Genomic DNA, 17,876 nt, shown 5'->3' on the forward strand with positions numbered 1-17,876 from the left:
GGCACGCTAATCTTGAAAATGCTTCAGCTGCCCCAGTAAGCCGGTCAGTCCTCCTGTATGGATAAATAATATACGGCTGCCTTTTTCAAACATGTCCTTTTCCAATAAATCATGTAGTGCAAACAGGGCTTTGCCCGTGTAGGTCGGCTCTATCATTATACCCGTTTGCTGTACGAATCCTTGGACAAACTGTATCAACTCGGGCTTGACCTTTGCATAGCCCCCAAAATGGTAATCTAGATGGAGCCTGCACTGTTGCAGGTCAGCCCCCAACTGCTGCATCTCATCGGCGATAAATGCTCCTCCTTTCAATACTGGCACCACATGCAATAGGTTCATCCGATCCTGTTGTGCAATCCCCATAGCGACACCTGCAGCAGTAGTACCGGTACCTGCAGCCACAAAGATATGATCATACTGCTGCTCAAGCTCGCTGATGATCTCCGAACAGCCGCGCGCACCGTCCATTCCCGCCCCGCCCTCATCGATCATAAAGCTTCTGTCAGTCTCTTCAAGCTGACTAAAGAGTTTATCCTTGTCTTTGTAGGCTTCCCGTGACACAAATAGAAGTTCCATGCCAAACAGGCGGCACATATCCAGCACCGGGTTGGAAATCTCCTCGCCCCTTATAAATGCCCTGGACTGAAAACCACCTGACGCAGCAGCGCAAGCCACCGCCAATATATGATTGGACCAAGCGCCTCCAAAAGTAATTAACGTATCTCTACCTAATTCACTTGCTTTTAATAAATTATATTTCAATTTACGCCATTTATTACCAGATATGAACGGATGAATCATATCATCACGTTTCATATAGACTTGAACTGATTTTTGCTGATATAAAGGGTGCGAAAGTAGTTGTTCTGGGCTAAAGAGGAGCATAGATAAAAAGGACGTTGTTAATATTCAGTATATTGAAGTAAGAGTACGTCAAAGTTAGTACTTTTTGGTGTATTTCACTTACTTTTGTGCTATGAACGAAGACTTAGATATACAGGAACAAGACGAGCAGGAATTGTATGAACATATACGGATAGTTGCCGACAAAGGGCAGGCCTTGCTTCGTATTGACAAGTTTTTAATGAATAGAGTAGAGAACACCTCCCGCAACCGCATACAGAATGCGATTGATGCAGGTTCTGTCTTTGTCAATGATAAAGTCATCAAAGCCAGCTACAAGGTAAAACCACTCGATGTCATTACAATGGTCTTACCAGACCCTCCACGTGATACTGAGGTCTATCCCGAGGATATCCCATTGATTATTACTTATGAGGATGACGACCTTCTTATGGTCAATAAAGAGCCTGGCATGGTGGTACATCCCGGGTTCAACAACTATACCGGTACACTGGTAAATGCACTGACGTTTCACCTCAATCAGCTGCCTACACTACCGGGCAATACTGGACGGCCAGGATTGGTACACCGTATAGATAAAGATACCTCCGGACTACTCGTTATCGCCAAGAACGAATGGGCCATGACCTATCTGGCCAAGCAATTCTTTGAACATAGCATAGAGCGTCGCTACGTCGCCCTCGTATGGGGAGATATCCCCGAAGATGGTACTATCTCCGGTTATATCGGCCGCGATATGAAAGACCGTCGGATAATGAATATGTACGATGATCCTGAAAAAGGGAAATGGTCGGTCACGCACTATAAGGTAATAGAGCGCCTGGGTTTTGTCACATTGATTGAATGCCAGTTGGAAACAGGCCGTACCCACCAGATACGTACACATATGAAATCCATAGGCCATCCTATTTTCAATGATGCCAGTTATGGGGGGGACCGAATACTCAAAGGGACGGCATTTTCAAAATACAAACAGTTTGTAGACAATTGTTTTCAAATAATACCTAGACAGGCACTTCATGCTAGATCACTCGGTTTTATACACCCGAAGACAAAAAAAGAAATGAACTTTGAGGTACCATTGCCTGAGGATTTTCGTTTAGTATTAGAAAAGTGGAGAGGATACGCTGCTGAAAAAACACAGCAATAGAGTCCGCCAAACGATTACGCTTTAATGCATTTTTATGCCTACACATTACATGAACTACAACGGCGCTTTGCTGCCGGAGGACCATACTATATTTTCGGCCAATAACCGGGCATTCCGCTATGGAGACGGCATCTTTGAGACCATGCTTTATAAAGACGGAGAGATCCGTTTTCTGGATTTTCATATCGAACGCTTACAACAGAGTATGCAACGGCTTGAGCTGGAATCGTCGGGCAAGTTCGACACCTATTTCTTTAAGGGAGCAGCAGATGAGTTAATCCGCAAAAACAATATGCTCGGACAGCGCGTCCGCGTGCGCCTTTCGGTATTCAGACAAGGCGATGGGCTCTATACCCCCGACAGCAACCGACCAAGTTATATCTTTCAGGTGCAACGTCTGGAAGAGCCACAAAGAGATAAGAAAAACGGTCTTATTATCGACCTATACACGGAGAATAAAAAGCCCTTTGGCGACCTCTCAGATCTCAAATCAAACAATGCATTGATATATGTCCTTGCCGGACTGTACAAGAAGAAATTTGATTATGATGATGTACTCATTCTCAATCAGGAAGGCTTCCTCTGTGAAGCACTGACATCGAATATCTTCGTGTACTTTGAGAAAGCGCTGTATACACCTGCGCTGAATCAAGGTTGTATCGCTGGGGTGATGCGTCGCGTGGTAATGGATATAGCGGAGGCCGAGGGAATACCGGTCATCGAAGCGCAGATAAGTCCCGAAATCATGAAAAAGGCGGACGAGATATTCTGCACCAACGCCATACAAGGAATACAGTGGGTTATGGGATACAAGCAGAAGCGTTACTTTAATAAAATATCCCGGATATTGCAGGATAGACTGGCAACCTGGACTTATGACAAAGAAGGCAGTCTATAGGATAAGGAGAGCCACAAATTCGCCTTTATATTTCGACGCAATTATATTGCTTGTAAGGGCGAATTTATGTAGGTTTGTCCCATGTCTACAAACGGATTAATATCTCAAGATACTATCGTAGCATTGGCTACATCTCCTGGTGCGCAAGGTGCTATCGCCGTAATACGTGTATCGGGAAACGAAGCGATAAACATCGTCAATGGTGTATTCAAAGGCAAGGATTTGACTGCCCAGGATTCACATACCATACATTTTGGCACCATACGTGAAGGAGAAGAAATCCTCGATGAGGTTTTGGTATCACTATTTGTGGCACCAAACTCATACACGAAAGAAAACTCGGTAGAAATATCGACACACAACTCCAAATACATTATCGAACGGATTATTGGCTTGCTGATAAAGAAAGGGGCGAGAGCTGCCCGTGCCGGAGAGTTTACACTACGGGCATTTCTTAATGGAGGTCTGGATCTATCTCAAGCAGAAGCTGTAGCAGACCTCATTGCGTCCAATTCGGCCGCATCGCACCAAGTGGCTATGCAACAAATGCGTGGTGGCTTTTCGAATCAGCTGAAGCAATTGCGCGAGGATTTGGTACACTTTGCATCCTTGATCGAGCTAGAACTTGACTTTGCTGAGGAGGATGTCGAATTTGCTAATCGCGACCAGTTGAAATCCCTTATACAGCAGATATATACGGTAATCGGAAAGCTTATACAGTCCTTCGAGCAAGGTAATGTGCTTAAAAATGGCGTACCTGTGGTCATTGCGGGCAAACCTAACGTGGGTAAATCAACGCTATTGAATGCCTTATTGAATGAAGAGCGTGCTATCGTATCGGACATCGCAGGTACAACACGGGACACCATTGAAGACGAGATTAATATTCACGGGGTCACCTTCCGCTTTATCGATACCGCAGGTCTACGCGACACCGAAGACATAATCGAAGCAAAAGGGGTAGAACGTACGCGGGAGAAAATGAAACAGGCTAGGTTAATCATCTATTTGTTTGACCCAACCCAGGATAAAATAGCTGTGGTCCAAGAGCAGATCAATGAAGTTAAGGATTTGAATATCCCTTTTGTAACGATAATCAATAAGAGCGATTTGCTGGCAGAAGGTGATAGAGCAGAATATAATGTATTAAACCCATTGTACATATCCGCTAAAAAACAAATCGGTATCGACGAACTTAAAGATGAATTGTTGAATCAGGTCAACCTTTCGAATATCAATACCGACGATGTGATGGTCACCAATATCAGGCACGTAGAGGCACTACAGCTTACGCAAGCCGCGCTAGAACGAGTTTTATATGGTATTGATAACCCGGTAACATCCGACTTTTTGGCAATGGATATCCGCCAATCTTTGCATCACTTGGGCGAGATAACAGGTACAGTAACTACGGATGACCTGCTGGAAAATATTTTTTCTAAGTTTTGCATAGGAAAATAAAAGGCTGTATATCAATACATTAACAAAAAAAAATTCTTGTTAGAAAGGAAGTTAAGAGCGCTTGCACAGGTTATAATAAAAACGGCTTAGGCAACTTTACAAAGTTGTCTAAGCCGTTTTAGAAAGACGCCGAAGCCATTTTTTATTTGACCAGGGCCATTTTAGGGCTTTTTAAGCGTAAAAAAAGGGATATCTCCTGGAGTATCCCTTTTTGAATCGGTAGCTAGCCCAAATAACTAAGAGCCATTTTTCTTAAACACCAAGGTGCTCATGGCATTCTTTATCTGCCTCCCCGGATGAAAGAGCAGCTTTGGGCTAAAGATATTGGAAGAGGTCACCTCTTCGGCTAAATCACTGCCTGTACTTCTCGTACTGACACGGAAAGACCCCATGTTGCCAAGGCGAACAATATAGCCCCTAGAGATGTTGCGTGGAATCTCCCGTATCAAACTCTGTAATACAGCGTATACGTCCGATTCGGTAATAGAAGAAGCATGCGAGATATCTGCTGCAAGGTCTTCGAGACTAATTTCGCCAGTATGAACTGGTCTCGCGTAAAACTTCTTTGGTGCTGTTGGGTCGCTTGGATTCCCAATCTCATGAACATTGAATTTAATTGCCATTTCTTTTTCCTTTAAAAATTAATAAATAAAATAATTATTTCCTGTCAGCGGTTGGTACCATTTCCCGATTGACAAGTTAAAGGTATAACACATCGCAGAACAGCTCGTCGGTTTTGACGGAATTGTCGGACTTGACAGATTTGGCGCATCTGTCGCATTTGTCGTTTTATCAAAACAGACAATAGGAACTCCCTCAGAAAAGAACAAAGAAGTTGCTAATGACGAAAGATAAGGCTTTATAAAAAGGAGTAGGGGAAAGAGCTTATCGAATGAAGTTATACATATCGGACATAGGTATACCAAGGTACTCAGAAGCCTGATATACGGTAACGAGCTGTTGCTTTCCTAATCCAAACATATCTTTAATCTTGTTTATAATACGTTGGCAAGTACGCTCACTACGACCTGTAATCTTTTGGAGGTCGGAAGGATAAACTGTCAATCGCTGTAATGGAGATTTCATAATATCTTGCTAAAAATCAAACATTAGTAACCCTAATATATAATACGACTTTCTATTAAACAAATTATCTTATTGGTTTTTAGGTATTTTTAACATATAAAGAAGATAACCTCTATTCACCACTATAACTTATTGCTACAAATTAGGAGTCGTAATTATTTTTTCTTCTTATTATTTGCTTTACGGTAATCCCAGGGGGCTATTGGAGATTTCTGCGACCAGATATTAACTTTGAGCGCTCGTGCTTCCACTTCGGCCTTATGGTACTCACGACTTTTACTATACGAAGGGTAATCCCAAGCCAAACCAGCCCGGAGCAACAGAAGATTCAAATCAGTCTTGGGGTCCAACCATATGACACCGACCACACGACCATAACGGTCTTTGCTCTTGACTTCTACCTTAACGGTCTTATTGAGCGTACGAGAACTTGTGAAGCTCTTTGCGGTATGCGCATAGTCCTGTCCAATTTCCGAGCAATCTATGCCAAAGAAGCGGACCCGTATTTTCTTTCTATATTTATCGACTATCGTAAAGGTATCACCATCGGCCACACGCACCACACACCCCTCGATATACTGTTGTGCTACACTGGTAAAAACAAAAAATAGAAAGAGAACAATCAAGAACATTTTCTTCATGCGGCAAAGATAGAAGAATCAAAACCGCAACAAAGGCTGTAAAAAGGCTTAAATCATAAGTCAAAGAGACTAAGCGGAAAAACTTTTACAAAAAAAAATCCTGAAGCGGGGAACTTCAGGATTTTACCAAACCAATTATTAACCTAATTATGAAATTATACTCTATAAACGTAACGAGTTGCCAAAATAGTACACTATAGCAATCGTATTAACATTTTTTAACACTGGAGAAGCGACTTTACATTAAATTAACTTTTTTTGAATATATCTAAAAAAAAATAGACATCTTGCGCTAACGCAGTATACCAATTTCAATTCGTAAAAAAGCTAAGAATGCTATGAAAGGACCACTAGGGTATAGACTATTATGGGAAAGAATAAGGTCAGGGGATGAAGGTGCCTTTTTTGATTTGTATGCGCAACTATATAAGGATCTGGTCAACTTCGGTATACGTACCTGTGGAGATGTAGATCTTAGTACGGAGGCGCTAGATCAGGTATTCGCGAGTATATGGGAAAAGCGGGAAAGCCTAGACCGGGTGGAGAATGTACAATCCTACTTATTGACATTCCTAAAAAGAAAAATTCTAAGACTACTAGAAAAACAAAATAAGATCAACACCGCCCTGCAGCATCTAAAAGCGGAAGAGGACTGGACAGAGATGCCCTACGATGAATTCATAATCCGTGTACAGACGAATGAACTGGTAAAACTACGTTTAAAAGAAGCGCTGGAAACACTGACTTTCAGGCAGAAACAACTGATACACCTCAAGTTTTTTGAAGGGTATAGCTATGAAAAAATAGCCGAAATCACGCACATGAGCGTAAAGACAGCCTACAACACCCTATACGATGCATTGAAAACTTTACGAGAAGAATTAAAAGAATTTTAATTCACTAATAAACAGTAAGATACAAATTATTTCATTTTTCTTTTAGGCAATCGAGCGGATTATAGGCACTATATTGTAAAACCGCTTAAATAATGAGCCATAAAGACTACAAAGAAGTAGAGGACTTCCTAATTGATGATACTTTCCAACAATACTGTGCCCAGGAAAATGAGCAATGTGTGCAATACTGGGAACGCTATATACAACAACACCCCGAGCAACAAGATGTGATAGCCCGAGCACAGCGTGTATTCGCTGTATTGACAGGCCATAAGAAACCAGTTATCCAACAGATGGATAATCTACGAGATACAATCAACCAACAAAACAAACTACAACCTATCAGACGGTGGGGCAAAGTGGCCACTTATACCGCTGTGGCCGCTGCACTCACCTTATTTGGATTTATGTACCTGGGTTACTTCAAAACACCAGAGCCTCCTATTGAGGATCTCGCAATGTCTGCTACGGGTCAGGTATACCAGACTATAAAAGGGGAGAAGAAAACATTCACATTGGAAGATGGAACTACAGTGACACTCAACTCGGAAAGTAAACTGGAAATCGATACGGATTTCGGGAAAGCAACACGTCAAGTGTCTCTAACAGGGGAAGCATACCTAGATGTAAAAAAAGATGCGGACAAGCCATTTGTATTACACACCAATGAATTTGATATCCGTGTGCTAGGCACTTCATTCAATGTGAAGGCTTATCCCGATGAACTGGCTTCGGAAGCCTTATTGATCGAAGGTCTAATCGAACTAAAAAGTAAAGGCAAAAATGAGAACTCTATCGTCATCAAGCCCAACCAAAAGGTGACCATCTATAAAAACGAGTTGATTGCAAGCGCTGAGACGGAAGCGAAAAAGACGATAAAGCCTAAAGCGAATGTCAAGGAAATAGCAATACAAGATATGCCTAACGATGAAAAGAACGAAGTGGCAGATATCGCCTGGAAGGAAAACAGACTAGCTATGGTGGATCAGGATTTTAATGAACTGAAGTCTATTCTCGAGCGTTGGTACGATATCAGAATCACGCTAAAAGGTCCAGCAATAGGGAAATACAGATTTACAGCTACATTTAAAGAAGAAGATATTAACCAAGTTTTAAAAGCATTACAAAAAGTAGAACCCTTTAATTATGAGATACATGGAAAAGACGTGATAATTTATGAGAAATAACTAAAAAAAGGATGGTAAAAACCATCCCCTTATTGGATTAATTTAACCGGCAGGCGTAAGCTTCGAACCCATACGCTGCCTATTATAAACTTTAACCAACACTAAAGTATGATTAAAAATGGCTTTATGCAAGTGCATTGGAATAATCTTGTGCGCTCTAGATTCATTATCCGGATGAAACTAACCTTGATTATGATTGTATTGGCATTCGCGAACGTAACCGCAAATGTCTATTCCCAACAGAAAGTCTCCTTGGATGTCAAAAAGACAAAGTTGAGCAAGATTCTCAAATTGATTGAGGAAAATAGCGACTATTATTTTGTCTATAGTGCTACAAATGACAACCTGAATAAGGAGCTATCCCTAAAAGTAGATAACACGAAAGTGGTCGACCTATTACCTCGTCTACTGGCTAGAAATGGCTTACAGTACTCGGTTTCGGGCGAGGGGCTGGTTGTGGTATCCGAACAACAGACCTTGAGCATAAAAGGATTGGTGACCGACCAAGATGGCAACAAGCTATCTGGCGCTACCGTACGTGTAAAAGGCAGTGCAATCGGAAAAGCAACCGATTTGAACGGCAGATTCGAGATAGATATACCAACAGGAAATACCTTGGTGGTTTCCTTTACGGGATATCTATCTAAAGAAATCACGATACAAAAAGGCGGTGAGGTGACCGTAGCACTGGAACGTGATGACCAAATGTTGAGCGAAGTCGTAGTAACAGCGCTTGGCGTTAAAAAAGAACGCCGCTCGTTAGGATATTCAGTCACTCAGGTAGAGGGCGAATCGCTAACAAAAGCAAGAGAGAACAATATCGTTAATTCTCTAGTGGGTAAAGTAGCAGGCTTAGACATTTCATCAACAGCAGGTGGAGTTGGCTCGTCCAGCTCTGTAATCATTCGTGGTATCTCCAGTTTAGGACAGTCGAGCCAACCGCTCTATGTAATCAACGGTATGCCTATGGAAAATAAAGCCGTTGGAGTTGGATCAGCGGGTAGCACGAATCCAAATGGTAACAAAGGTAGCCAGTGGGACAATGCACCGGATATGGGGGATGCTATCAGTAATATCAACCCTGATGATATCGAAAGTATCTCGGTATTGAAAGGAGCAGCAGCGTCGGCACTATACGGTTCCCGAGCGAAAGCGGGCGTGATCCTGATTACGACCAAATCAGGTAAGGGCAATGGTGTGGAATTTAGCTCAAACTATGTGGTGGAGCAGGTTATGGATCCTACCAACTGGCAGTATGTCTATGGCCAAGGAGGTAATGGCAGTAAGCCAGTGACTGCACAAGGCGCAGCAGAGGTAGGTGCATCGAGCTGGGGGGCAAAATTAGATGGTTCTAACGTAGTTCAGTTTGACGGCGTAGAACGTCCATATGTAGCGCAGAAAAATAACCTCAAGAACTTTTATGAAAATGGACATACTTGGACAAATAATATTGCTTTTAACAAATCTTTTGAGGGAGGCTCTTTACGTTTCTCGGTAACTGATGTCAACAATAGTTCTATCATGCCAAACTCAGGTTTAGACAGACACTCCTTTAATCTAGGAGCGACTTTTGAACCGATAAAAAGACTATCTATTGATGCAAGAACAAACTACATTATTGAAAAGGCAAAAAACAGACCTATGCTGTCAGATGGCGCAGGCAGTGCCAACTTCAACGCGATGTTTTTACCTACAAGTTTGGATATTCGTAATCTGAAACCCTATAAAGATGAGAATGGAAGGGAGATTGCATACAATTCTGGTAACAAATGGGATACGAACCCTTGGTATGCAGCCTACGAAATCCAAAATAACACTAAGCGGAACAGACTGATAAGCTCGATCTCTGCAAGATACACGTTTGACAATGGCTTTTTTGTTCAGGGGCGTGCAGGTAATGACTATTATACGAATGAATTCGAGAGTATATTCCCAGGAGGAATTGCATACCCACCACCTTATAATATGGCTTTGCAATCAGCTAAGTTTAATGACGTAAATGCGGATATTTTAGTAGGGAAGGCTTTCTCATTGACCGACGATATGACCTTGACACCAAATGTGGGTGCCGCATATAGAAATACAAAAAACGATCTTATGATCAATCAAGGCACTGAATTCTTAGGACCAGGTAAATACTCTATCATAGGATTAAAAAACAAAGCTGTATCGCAAGTAAGTTCCGAGGAAGAAATGCAATCTGTATACGGCACATTAGAGTATGCTTACCGTGATATTCTTTACCTAACAGGGAGTTTGCGTTCGGATTGGTTCTCTACATTGGCAACACCTGGAGCTGATAAAAAACTTTATTCGGTTTACCCAGGAGTAAGTGGGTCATTTGTTTTCACGGAGTTCTTGAATTCTTCAGTATTAAATTTTGGTAAACTTCGTGCTGGATATGCACAAGTAGGGCAAGCAACGAATCCTTATCTGACTTCATTGAGCTACAAGTTCTTGAGTCAAAGTCTTAATGGAAATCCTTTAGGCACAATTTCAAATACATCTGTACCAAATTCCAGCTTATTTGCTTCAACAGCAAAAGAAGTCGAGGTCGGTACAGAACTTAGACTCCTCAACGATCGCCTCAACATCGATTTAGCTTGGTATAGCAAACGTTCTGAAAATGAGATTTTGGAAGTAGAGATCCCTAGCACAACTGGATATACTGCTGCTGTATTAAACACAGGTGCTATCCGCAACCAAGGAGTCGAAATGTTAGTAACAGGAACGCTTATTAAGAATCAAAACTTTAGCTGGATTTCGTCTATCAACGCAACATATAATGACAACAAGGTTCTATCACTTACCGATGGTCTAGATGAAATGTTGGTCGCGACTTCTCGTTCAGGCGTTGGCTTCTTAAAACATGTACCAGGAAAATCAATGTTACAAATATTTGCATATGATTACAAATACGACGACAAAGGTGAGATTGTAAAATTAACCGATGGTTCGCCTGATAGAGGTGAATTAAAAAGCTACGGTTCCTCTCAAAGTCCATGGTTTGCAGGATGGAACAACGACTTTAGTTACAAAAAATTCAATTTAGGATTTTTAATTGATGGTAAATTTGGCGGTAAGGTATTCTCAGGAACAGATTACTACGGTTATATAAAAGGATTGCACCAAGAAACATTGAAAGATCGCGAAGCTCTTGGAAACACTGCACCTAAATACTATGAGAATATGGCTAATAACACATCATCGCGTTTCGTGAATGATGCGAGCTTTATAAAAATGAGACAATTAACGTTTGGCTATAGCTTCCCTGCACAGGCGTTTAATAACAAGATCAATGGATTGACATTGAGTTTTGTTGCTCGTAACCTATTTACGTTGATGAAGAAAACAGACAATATCGATCCTGAATCCAGTTATAATGCAACGTTTGTCGGGCTTGAGCTAGGTGGGGTACCTCCTGTTCGTACATTTGGTTTCAATCTCAATGTTAAACTATAAATCTGAAGGACGTATGAAATTTAATAAACTTAATATATTAGCACTCTCTTTATTAGCAACAGCGCTATGTACAGTCAGTTGCACAAAAGACTTTGACAATATCAATACAAACAAGCTTACTTATGGGCCAACGGAATTCGATCCGAACTTTGCATTATCTACTTCACAGTTGACCTACACAGGTAGTATTGATTTTGCTTACGAAACATGGCGAGCAAATTTAATATACTCAGGCACTATGATCCAAGGGCTTTCGAGTATTGCAAGCTACTGGTCAGGAGATAAATATTTAACGAACCCAGGGTACACCTCTTCATATTGGGAAAGAGCGTATGATGAGCAAGTAAAACCTATTGTAGATGTTGTCGAGCTAACCCGTGGTAAAGAACAATATCACAATATACATCAAGTAGGCCGTATCTGGAAAGCACTTATCTTTGCGCGGATTACAGATTTGTATGGTGATGTCCCATATTCAGAGGCGGGAATGGGCTACTACAACAAAGCGCTTTCAACGAAGTACGATAAGCAAGAGAATATCTACAAGGATATGCTCAAGGAGATAGACGAAGCTGTAAATGCACTAAACCCATCATCTGATAAAGTAACTGGTGACATCATTTATGGAGGTGATATTGAGAAGTGGAAACGCTTCGGTAATAGTTTGATTTTACGCCTAGCGATGCGATTGACCAAAGTGGATGAGGCTACCGCAAAAACCTATGTCACTAAAGTGGTAGGAAATACTTTGACCAGTAATGATGAAAATGCCTTTCTAAAACATGATCTAAGTGGTGACCGTATTACCCAAAACAGAAACAGTCAAGTTCTCTCAGGTCAGGACCCATGGTTCAGTAAATGGTCCAACACTTTTATTGACGTGCTAAAGAACACCAACGATCCTCGGATAAAAGTAGCCGCAACAAAAGTTTTCTTAACAACAGCAGCAGAAATCAACCCTAATTTTGAAACGGACCCCGCAAAGCAAAAAGGAATGCCCAACGGTAAGGACAATCTAGGTAAGGAGTATGATGTGAAAACCGAGCCTAACTTTACGTCAATGCCTGAGTATTCTTCTCCGCACCCAGGTATGATCAAACTAGATGGTATTACCTTCATTTTGACCTATGCAGAATGTGAATTACTATTGGCAGAGGCTGCTCAACGCTGGGGAATAGGTGGTTCCGCAGCAGATCATTTTGCCAAGGGAGTAAAAGCAAGTATAACTTATCTTAAGCAATTTGATAGTAGATTGGCTATTTCTGATGCTGATGCAGACATTTATGTAGCTGCAAACCCACTAAATGGGGGAATAAAGCAAATCGCCCAACAGTACTGGATACACCATAATACCTCACTAAACTTCTATGAGTCTTGGTTTAACTGGAGAAGAACGGGATATCCGGAACTGACACCAGTAGTCTATCCCGGCAACGCAACAAAGGGCACTATTCCGCGTAGATTTCCTTACCCATCTGCCGAAGAAGCAGGTACTAACAGGGAGTACTTTAAAGCGGCAGCCGCAGCAGTACCGGGTGGAGATAATCTAACAGGCCGTGTATGGTGGGATAAACAATAGATGAATATGCGTTTTTATATACTAATCGCCGCAATGAGCGTTGTAGCCTGTCAAAAGACGGGCAATGACATCGAGGGAAGCTATAGACTCCTGGAAAGTACAACCATAAAAGGTAAGGACACCATCCATGTACGGGTCGATACCACAAAAACAGAAATGATTAAGGTGATAAATGCAAGTCACTTTGCATTCTTTAATCATGACAAAAACCAGGGCAAGGACAGTACGGCCGCTTTCGTAAGTGGTGGTGGTACTTATGTACTGGAAGGGAGTACCTATACCGAAAACCTAGACTTCTGTACCTATAGGCCTTGGGAAGGTAAGCAATTTACCTTTGCGATATCTCTAAAGGGAGATACCTTAATCCAAGAGGGAATGGAAGAATTGCCAGAGCTCGGTATCAAACAGCATATTACCGAAAAGTATATAAGAATAAAATAATTAATGGGTAGTAATGCAAGGTAGGTCAACCGTAAGAGTAGGCCTACCTTTTTTTATACTAGCGCTTGTAATTACAGCTGCCGCTATAAGCCGAACACCCCAGATTGAGAAAGGAAATAACGGCAAATATCAATCCCAATACGATAAATATCCATTCGTTACTGTGCCACCCCTGAGCAGCAACAACCAAGCCTAATGCAATCCTAAAAATTCGCATAAAGGTCCAATTTCTTAAAAACAGCTCTTTCATCTTTTTATTAAATTAATAAATAACTCTGTACCTGCCCGAGCATCGATACTGTTGTAACAGGCTTCAAAACGCTCGAACGTATAATATGCTTTAAATAGTGGCTCGTATCCGAGGGCATGACCGCCAAACGGTGGACCACTGTAACCAAACTCCCGGTCAAACAATACACCTACAAGATGCCCGTCTGCTACCAATAGCTCAGATGTCTTGCGGGCATAGTCGCTACGTCTGCCCACGGGGATGGCACAAAAAAAAGTTTGCTCAATAATCAGATCAAATTGCCCTTGATAGGTAAAGAAATCCGCGCAGACAAAATTAATTGCTTCAGCATGCCGCACTTTATTCTTGGCGCTCGCAATCGCTGTAGAGGAGATGTCCAATACAGTGATATTCTGAAATCCAGCAGTAGCCAACCAATCGGCTTCATACGCATTGCCACAACCTGGTATCAGGATATGTGCCTCCTTATTGGGGTACTGCTCCATATAGTGCACAATAGGGCGTGAAGGGTACCCAATGTCCCAACCAGTCTGTCTTGCCTTCCAACGATGCTCCCAGTATTCGGCATCTAGTTTTATATTCTCTTCCATTGCTTCTTAAATAATCTTATGCTGACACCACCACTTTGCCCCAACGGCACTTCTATAAATCTATTCTATCTTCCTAAGATGCCTGCGAGATAAGGTTTGTCTTTTGCCGAAAGTTAACTATTCTACCACTATCTTTCTAACATACTAAGGTAAAGTTACAGTGAATAGGCAGGTGCGAAGGTGACTTATGTTACACACATTATACTTTGCCTCAAACAATACTTATCTTTGTACTAAGGAATTTTAAAAAAATTGATTGCAGATGGAAAAAATGAAAATCGAAATATGGAGTGACATCATGTGTCCCTTCTGTTATATTGGGAAACGTAAATTAGAAAAATCGATTGAAACTCTTCCAAATAAAGATGCCATAGAAATCGAATGGAAAAGCTATCAGCTGAATCCGGATTTGCAGACCGACACCTCGCAAAATATCAACGATTATCTGTCTACGCACAAGGGAATGAGTCTAGAGCAAGCGCAGCAAATGAGCCAACAGGTAACGCAGATGGCTGCTGTAGAAGGCCTAGAATATCATATGGATAAAGCAGTTGTAGCCAACTCTTTCCGCGCGCATGTGTTTGCACATTTTGCGAAGAAGTACGGCAAACAGTTGGAAGCAGAAGAACTGCTTTTTAAAAGCTACTTTACGGAAGGTAAAAATGTAGACGATATCGCAGTATTAAAAGCGTTAGCTACACAATTGGGATTGGATGAAAACGAATTGGCCAGGGTGCTAGAGAGTGGAGAGCTGGATGATGAAGTAAAAATGGATATTCATGAGGCGCGCCAAATCGGTGTGCAAGGTGTACCTTTCTTTGTATACGACCGTAAATACGCTATCTCAGGAGCGCAACCAAACGAATTATTTGTACAAACGCTAGAAAAGGCAATGTCAGAGTGGAAGGGTAGCAGTCTGCTACAGATTGTGGCGGAGCAAGATGGACCGAGCTGTGGCCCCGAAGGATGTGAGTAATATCAAAAAAGCCAGATTCGGAATGTAATCTGGCTTTTTTTGTAAATAGTATCTAAGCTTTGAGATAAGCGATAATGTAAGGGGAAAATACAATAATTCCTACTATTGCTGCAATAATAGCATGGAGCAGGACCGCTGCAGCAGCCAGGTCCTTGACCTTTTTGATCGCGGGGCGCCTTTCCACGGATACGAAGTCTGCCAGATGCTCTATCGCTGTATTAAAAATTTCAGCAGATAGCACCATCGCGATCACAACCAGGACAGCAAGCCACTCGTAACGGCCGATATTAAAAAGAAAACCGAGTGCTATAACAATAGCTGCAGCAACAAGGTGAATCTTTAGATTGACCTCCCCCTTGAAGGCTATCTTGAAGCCGTTGAAAGCCCACTTAAAGCTATCTATTCTCTTCTTGAACCTAGACATAATAATTCATTTAGGCAGAATGATATAACTCATCAAATAGCACTTTATACTTTGACAGAATTACCTTGCGTTTCATCTTTAATGTAGGTGTAAGTTCACCGCCTTCAATAGTAAACTCCTCCGTTAGAATAATAGGCTTTTTAATTTGCTCCCAATTTCCAAAATGCTGATTAGCCAACCGGATTTCACTATTTATCTTCTTAAGAATAGCGTCCTGCTTCAGGAATTCTTCTTTCGGCAAGCTGAGTAGCTCTGAAGCATTGGTGCGTGCCCATTCCAACAGGTTAGAATAATTGGGAACGATATAGGCTGAAGCGAATTTCTGTCCATCTCCAATGACCATAGCCTGCTCGATAAATGGAGACTCGACGAGTCTTTTCTCAATAGGTTGAGGGGTTACATATTTACCCCCAGATATCTTGAACATCTCTTTTTTGCGATCTATAATCCTTATAAAACGTCCTTCTTCGAGTACAGCAATATCTCCGGTATGCAGCCAACCATCGATAATGGTCTTACTGGTTTCTTCGGGATCTTTATAATAGCCCATCATCACATTGGGTCCCTTTACCAAAATCTCTCCATCCTCGGCCAACTTGACTTCAACATATTTCACCGCTAGACCAACCGTGCCAATACGTACACCGTGAAGATAATGATTCACGGCAATAAGAGGGGAGGCTTCGGTCAATCCATATCCTTCATAAACTGGAATACCAGCGGCAAGAAACATTCGCGCAAGTTTATTATGTAAAGAGGCTGAGCCCGAGGCGATAGTAATAAGATGACCACCAAGGGCTTCATACCATTTGTTGAGCACAAGTTTTCGTGCTAGGGACAGTTTAAAATTATATACGGTACTCCGTTTCTGGGGATTCGGGTCATAACCATCGGCAACTCCTACCGCCCAATCGAACACCTTGCGCTTCACACCAGACAACTCGTGTCCTGTTTTCATTATCTTCTCATATACCTTCTCTAATATACGGGGAACAGCGGTCATAATATGTGGCTTCACCTCGCCGATATTCTGCCCGATTTTGTCCAATGATTCGGCAATATGAATTGTAATACCAATATACATATAGGTATATACGACCATACGTTCGTATGCATGACAAGGAGGGAGGAAGGTGAGACCACGATCGAATGCCTGGCAAGGAGTGATATCCCGTGCGGACATGACATTAAAGACAATGTTATTATGGGACAACATAACTCCTTTAGGTTTGCCAGTAGTGCCTGAAGTATATATCAAGGTTGCCAAATCAGTAGGAAGTATCTTGTCCCGATAGTTATCTAACATAGCAGGATCCTGACCGGCAGCCAACTCTTTCAATTCGTTCCAGCTACGGACATCTTCTGCCTCCTGAATACAGAAAATGTATTTGAGCGTGTAAATAGCTTCTTTAATATTATTGATTCGCTTGTATAACGATTTATTCCCAACAACACAGAGCTTAATTTCTGCATCATTAAAGATGTACTGGTAATCGGCATCTGTTATATTGGGATACATGGCTACAACGACGCCTCCGACTTGCTGTATAGCGAAATCCATGATATGCCACTCGACACTACTGTCGGCAATCAAACCGACTTTCTCGCCGCGCTCTATACCAAGGGATAGCAGACCAAGTGATATGCGGTCTACCTCATTCAAAAAATCTGCTGTCAAGAGGTATTTCCATTCTCCACCCTGTTTGTATCCAAACATCGGTAAATTGGGGTATAGTTTAATCTGACGTCTAGCCAAATCAAATAATCTTAAATTCTGTGTATCAATCATATTCTAGCAGGACTGTATTAACTATATACAATCTTAATATGTAATGGTTTCTATTATGTTACGTTTTATAAATACGGGTGCAAAAATAGTAAATAAACTGTCTTTTAAAACAAAAGAGTGTAGCGTCTGTTTTTAAAAAAAATTAAAAACATATATCTAAATAATGATTTTATTTATATTTT

17 protein-coding genes are annotated in these 17,876 nt (G+C 41.6%); 9 read left to right on the plus strand and 8 right to left on the minus strand.

Annotated features, from left to right (window positions below):
- Positions 1-6: 6 nt before the first annotated feature.
- Complete coding sequence (locus CLV99_RS05205) at positions 7-885, minus strand: 1-aminocyclopropane-1-carboxylate deaminase/D-cysteine desulfhydrase (protein WP_133583420.1); 879 nt, start codon at positions 883-885, stop codon at positions 7-9.
- A 91-nt stretch (positions 886-976) separates the two neighbouring features.
- Here CLV99_RS05205 and CLV99_RS05210 point away from each other — a divergent pair, with 91 nt between their 5' ends.
- From CLV99_RS05210 to mnmE, 3 genes are all read left to right on the plus strand, one after another.
- On the plus strand, positions 977-2,014 hold the full coding sequence (locus tag CLV99_RS05210) for an RluA family pseudouridine synthase (protein WP_133583421.1): 1,038 nt from the start codon (positions 977-979) through the stop codon (positions 2,012-2,014).
- A gap of 34 nt (positions 2,015-2,048) precedes the next feature.
- Complete coding sequence (locus CLV99_RS05215; RefSeq protein ID WP_133583422.1) at positions 2,049-2,912, plus strand: aminotransferase class IV; 864 nt, start codon at positions 2,049-2,051, stop codon at positions 2,910-2,912.
- 81 nt (positions 2,913-2,993) lie between these two features.
- Positions 2,994-4,373: a tRNA uridine-5-carboxymethylaminomethyl(34) synthesis GTPase MnmE gene (gene mnmE, locus CLV99_RS05220; protein WP_133583423.1), complete on the plus strand. Its 1,380-nt coding sequence runs from the start codon at positions 2,994-2,996 to the stop codon at positions 4,371-4,373.
- A 236-nt stretch (positions 4,374-4,609) separates the two neighbouring features.
- Here mnmE and CLV99_RS05225 read toward each other — a convergent pair whose 3' ends face one another.
- The 3 genes from CLV99_RS05225 to CLV99_RS05235 all read right to left on the minus strand — a co-directional run bounded on the left by CLV99_RS05225 (position 4,610) and on the right by CLV99_RS05235 (position 6,100).
- A complete protein-coding gene (locus CLV99_RS05225) occupies positions 4,610-4,996 on the minus strand; it encodes an HU family DNA-binding protein (RefSeq protein ID WP_133583424.1) in 387 nt (128 codons plus the stop codon).
- Between the two features lie 262 nt (positions 4,997-5,258).
- Positions 5,259-5,459, minus strand: a complete 201-nt coding sequence (locus CLV99_RS05230) for a hypothetical protein (RefSeq protein WP_133583425.1) — start codon at positions 5,457-5,459, stop codon at positions 5,259-5,261.
- A 155-nt stretch (positions 5,460-5,614) separates the two neighbouring features.
- Positions 5,615-6,100: a thermonuclease family protein gene (locus tag CLV99_RS05235; protein ID WP_133583426.1), complete on the minus strand. Its 486-nt coding sequence runs from the start codon at positions 6,098-6,100 to the stop codon at positions 5,615-5,617.
- A 338-nt stretch (positions 6,101-6,438) separates the two neighbouring features.
- Here CLV99_RS05235 and CLV99_RS05240 point away from each other — a divergent pair, with 338 nt between their 5' ends.
- From CLV99_RS05240 to CLV99_RS05260, 5 genes are all read left to right on the plus strand, one after another.
- Positions 6,439-6,996, plus strand: a complete 558-nt coding sequence (locus tag CLV99_RS05240) for an RNA polymerase sigma factor (protein ID WP_133583427.1) — start codon at positions 6,439-6,441, stop codon at positions 6,994-6,996.
- Positions 6,997-7,088: 92 nt separating this feature from the next.
- Positions 7,089-8,183: a FecR family protein gene (locus CLV99_RS05245; RefSeq protein WP_133583428.1), complete on the plus strand. Its 1,095-nt coding sequence runs from the start codon at positions 7,089-7,091 to the stop codon at positions 8,181-8,183.
- 126 nt (positions 8,184-8,309) lie between these two features.
- The gene (locus CLV99_RS05250) at positions 8,310-11,645 is read left to right on the plus strand and encodes a SusC/RagA family TonB-linked outer membrane protein (RefSeq protein WP_246032698.1); all 3,336 of its coding nucleotides are present in this window, start codon (positions 8,310-8,312) and stop codon (positions 11,643-11,645) included.
- Between the two features lie 13 nt (positions 11,646-11,658).
- Entirely contained in the window at positions 11,659-13,224 is a 1,566-nt protein-coding gene (locus CLV99_RS05255; RefSeq protein ID WP_133583429.1) for a SusD/RagB family nutrient-binding outer membrane lipoprotein, read from the plus strand.
- A gap of 6 nt (positions 13,225-13,230) precedes the next feature.
- Positions 13,231-13,665: a hypothetical protein gene (locus tag CLV99_RS05260; protein ID WP_133583430.1), complete on the plus strand. Its 435-nt coding sequence runs from the start codon at positions 13,231-13,233 to the stop codon at positions 13,663-13,665.
- A gap of 58 nt (positions 13,666-13,723) precedes the next feature.
- On the opposite strand, the gene CLV99_RS05265 is transcribed toward CLV99_RS05260, so the two are convergent.
- Positions 13,724-13,915 carry a hypothetical protein gene (locus tag CLV99_RS05265; protein ID WP_133583431.1) on the minus strand — a complete coding sequence of 64 codons (192 nt, stop codon included), beginning with the start codon at positions 13,913-13,915 and terminating at the stop codon, positions 13,724-13,726.
- Positions 13,912-14,505, minus strand: coding sequence for a methyltransferase domain-containing protein (locus tag CLV99_RS05270; RefSeq protein ID WP_133583432.1), 594 nt, complete (start codon positions 14,503-14,505; stop codon positions 13,912-13,914). Before CLV99_RS05270 ends, CLV99_RS05265 begins: the two co-directional genes overlap by 4 nt.
- Positions 14,506-14,767: 262 nt before the next feature.
- On the opposite strand from CLV99_RS05270, the gene CLV99_RS05275 reads away from it, so the two are divergent.
- Positions 14,768-15,481 (plus strand): DsbA family oxidoreductase, encoded by a 714-nt coding sequence (locus CLV99_RS05275; RefSeq protein ID WP_211348420.1) that lies wholly within the window; start codon positions 14,768-14,770, stop codon positions 15,479-15,481.
- A gap of 52 nt (positions 15,482-15,533) precedes the next feature.
- Here the strand turns inward: CLV99_RS05275 and CLV99_RS05280 are convergent, their stop codons facing one another.
- Both CLV99_RS05280 and CLV99_RS05285 read right to left on the minus strand, forming a co-directional pair.
- Positions 15,534-15,905 carry a diacylglycerol kinase family protein gene (locus CLV99_RS05280; protein WP_133583433.1) on the minus strand — a complete coding sequence of 124 codons (372 nt, stop codon included), beginning with the start codon at positions 15,903-15,905 and terminating at the stop codon, positions 15,534-15,536.
- Between the two features lie 10 nt (positions 15,906-15,915).
- Positions 15,916-17,694: an AMP-dependent synthetase/ligase gene (locus CLV99_RS05285; RefSeq protein WP_133583434.1), complete on the minus strand. Its 1,779-nt coding sequence runs from the start codon at positions 17,692-17,694 to the stop codon at positions 15,916-15,918.
- Positions 17,695-17,876 lie beyond the last annotated feature (182 nt).

This window comes from Sphingobacterium yanglingense, assembly GCF_004363245.1.
In the GTDB taxonomy this organism is placed as follows: domain Bacteria; phylum Bacteroidota; class Bacteroidia; order Sphingobacteriales; family Sphingobacteriaceae; genus Sphingobacterium; species Sphingobacterium yanglingense.

Excerpts from the sequence above, each read along its gene's own strand:
- mnmE (WP_133583423.1), top strand. The coding sequence starts at position 2,994 with ATGTCTACAAACGGATTAATATCTCAAGATACTATCGTAGCATTGGCT.
- CLV99_RS05270 (WP_133583432.1), bottom strand. The coding sequence starts at position 14,505 with ATGGAAGAGAATATAAAACTAGATGCCGAATACTGGGAGCATCGTTGG.
- CLV99_RS05260 (WP_133583430.1), top strand. The coding sequence starts at position 13,231 with ATGCGTTTTTATATACTAATCGCCGCAATGAGCGTTGTAGCCTGTCAA.
- CLV99_RS05280 (WP_133583433.1), bottom strand. The coding sequence starts at position 15,905 with ATGTCTAGGTTCAAGAAGAGAATAGATAGCTTTAAGTGGGCTTTCAAC.
- CLV99_RS05225 (WP_133583424.1), bottom strand. The coding sequence starts at position 4,996 with ATGGCAATTAAATTCAATGTTCATGAGATTGGGAATCCAAGCGACCCA.
- CLV99_RS05240 (WP_133583427.1), top strand. The coding sequence starts at position 6,439 with ATGAAAGGACCACTAGGGTATAGACTATTATGGGAAAGAATAAGGTCA.
- CLV99_RS05275 (WP_211348420.1), top strand. The coding sequence starts at position 14,768 with ATGGAAAAAATGAAAATCGAAATATGGAGTGACATCATGTGTCCCTTC.
- CLV99_RS05215 (WP_133583422.1), top strand. The coding sequence starts at position 2,049 with ATGCCTACACATTACATGAACTACAACGGCGCTTTGCTGCCGGAGGAC.
- CLV99_RS05245 (WP_133583428.1), top strand. The coding sequence starts at position 7,089 with ATGAGCCATAAAGACTACAAAGAAGTAGAGGACTTCCTAATTGATGAT.
- CLV99_RS05250 (WP_246032698.1), top strand. The coding sequence starts at position 8,310 with ATGCAAGTGCATTGGAATAATCTTGTGCGCTCTAGATTCATTATCCGG.
- CLV99_RS05265 (WP_133583431.1), bottom strand. The coding sequence starts at position 13,915 with ATGAAAGAGCTGTTTTTAAGAAATTGGACCTTTATGCGAATTTTTAGG.
- CLV99_RS05230 (WP_133583425.1), bottom strand. The coding sequence starts at position 5,459 with ATGAAATCTCCATTACAGCGATTGACAGTTTATCCTTCCGACCTCCAA.
- CLV99_RS05210 (WP_133583421.1), top strand. The coding sequence starts at position 977 with ATGAACGAAGACTTAGATATACAGGAACAAGACGAGCAGGAATTGTAT.
- CLV99_RS05255 (WP_133583429.1), top strand. The coding sequence starts at position 11,659 with ATGAAATTTAATAAACTTAATATATTAGCACTCTCTTTATTAGCAACA.
- CLV99_RS05285 (WP_133583434.1), bottom strand. The coding sequence starts at position 17,694 with ATGATTGATACACAGAATTTAAGATTATTTGATTTGGCTAGACGTCAG.
- CLV99_RS05205 (WP_133583420.1), bottom strand. The coding sequence starts at position 885 with ATGCTCCTCTTTAGCCCAGAACAACTACTTTCGCACCCTTTATATCAG.
- CLV99_RS05235 (WP_133583426.1), bottom strand. The coding sequence starts at position 6,100 with ATGAAGAAAATGTTCTTGATTGTTCTCTTTCTATTTTTTGTTTTTACC.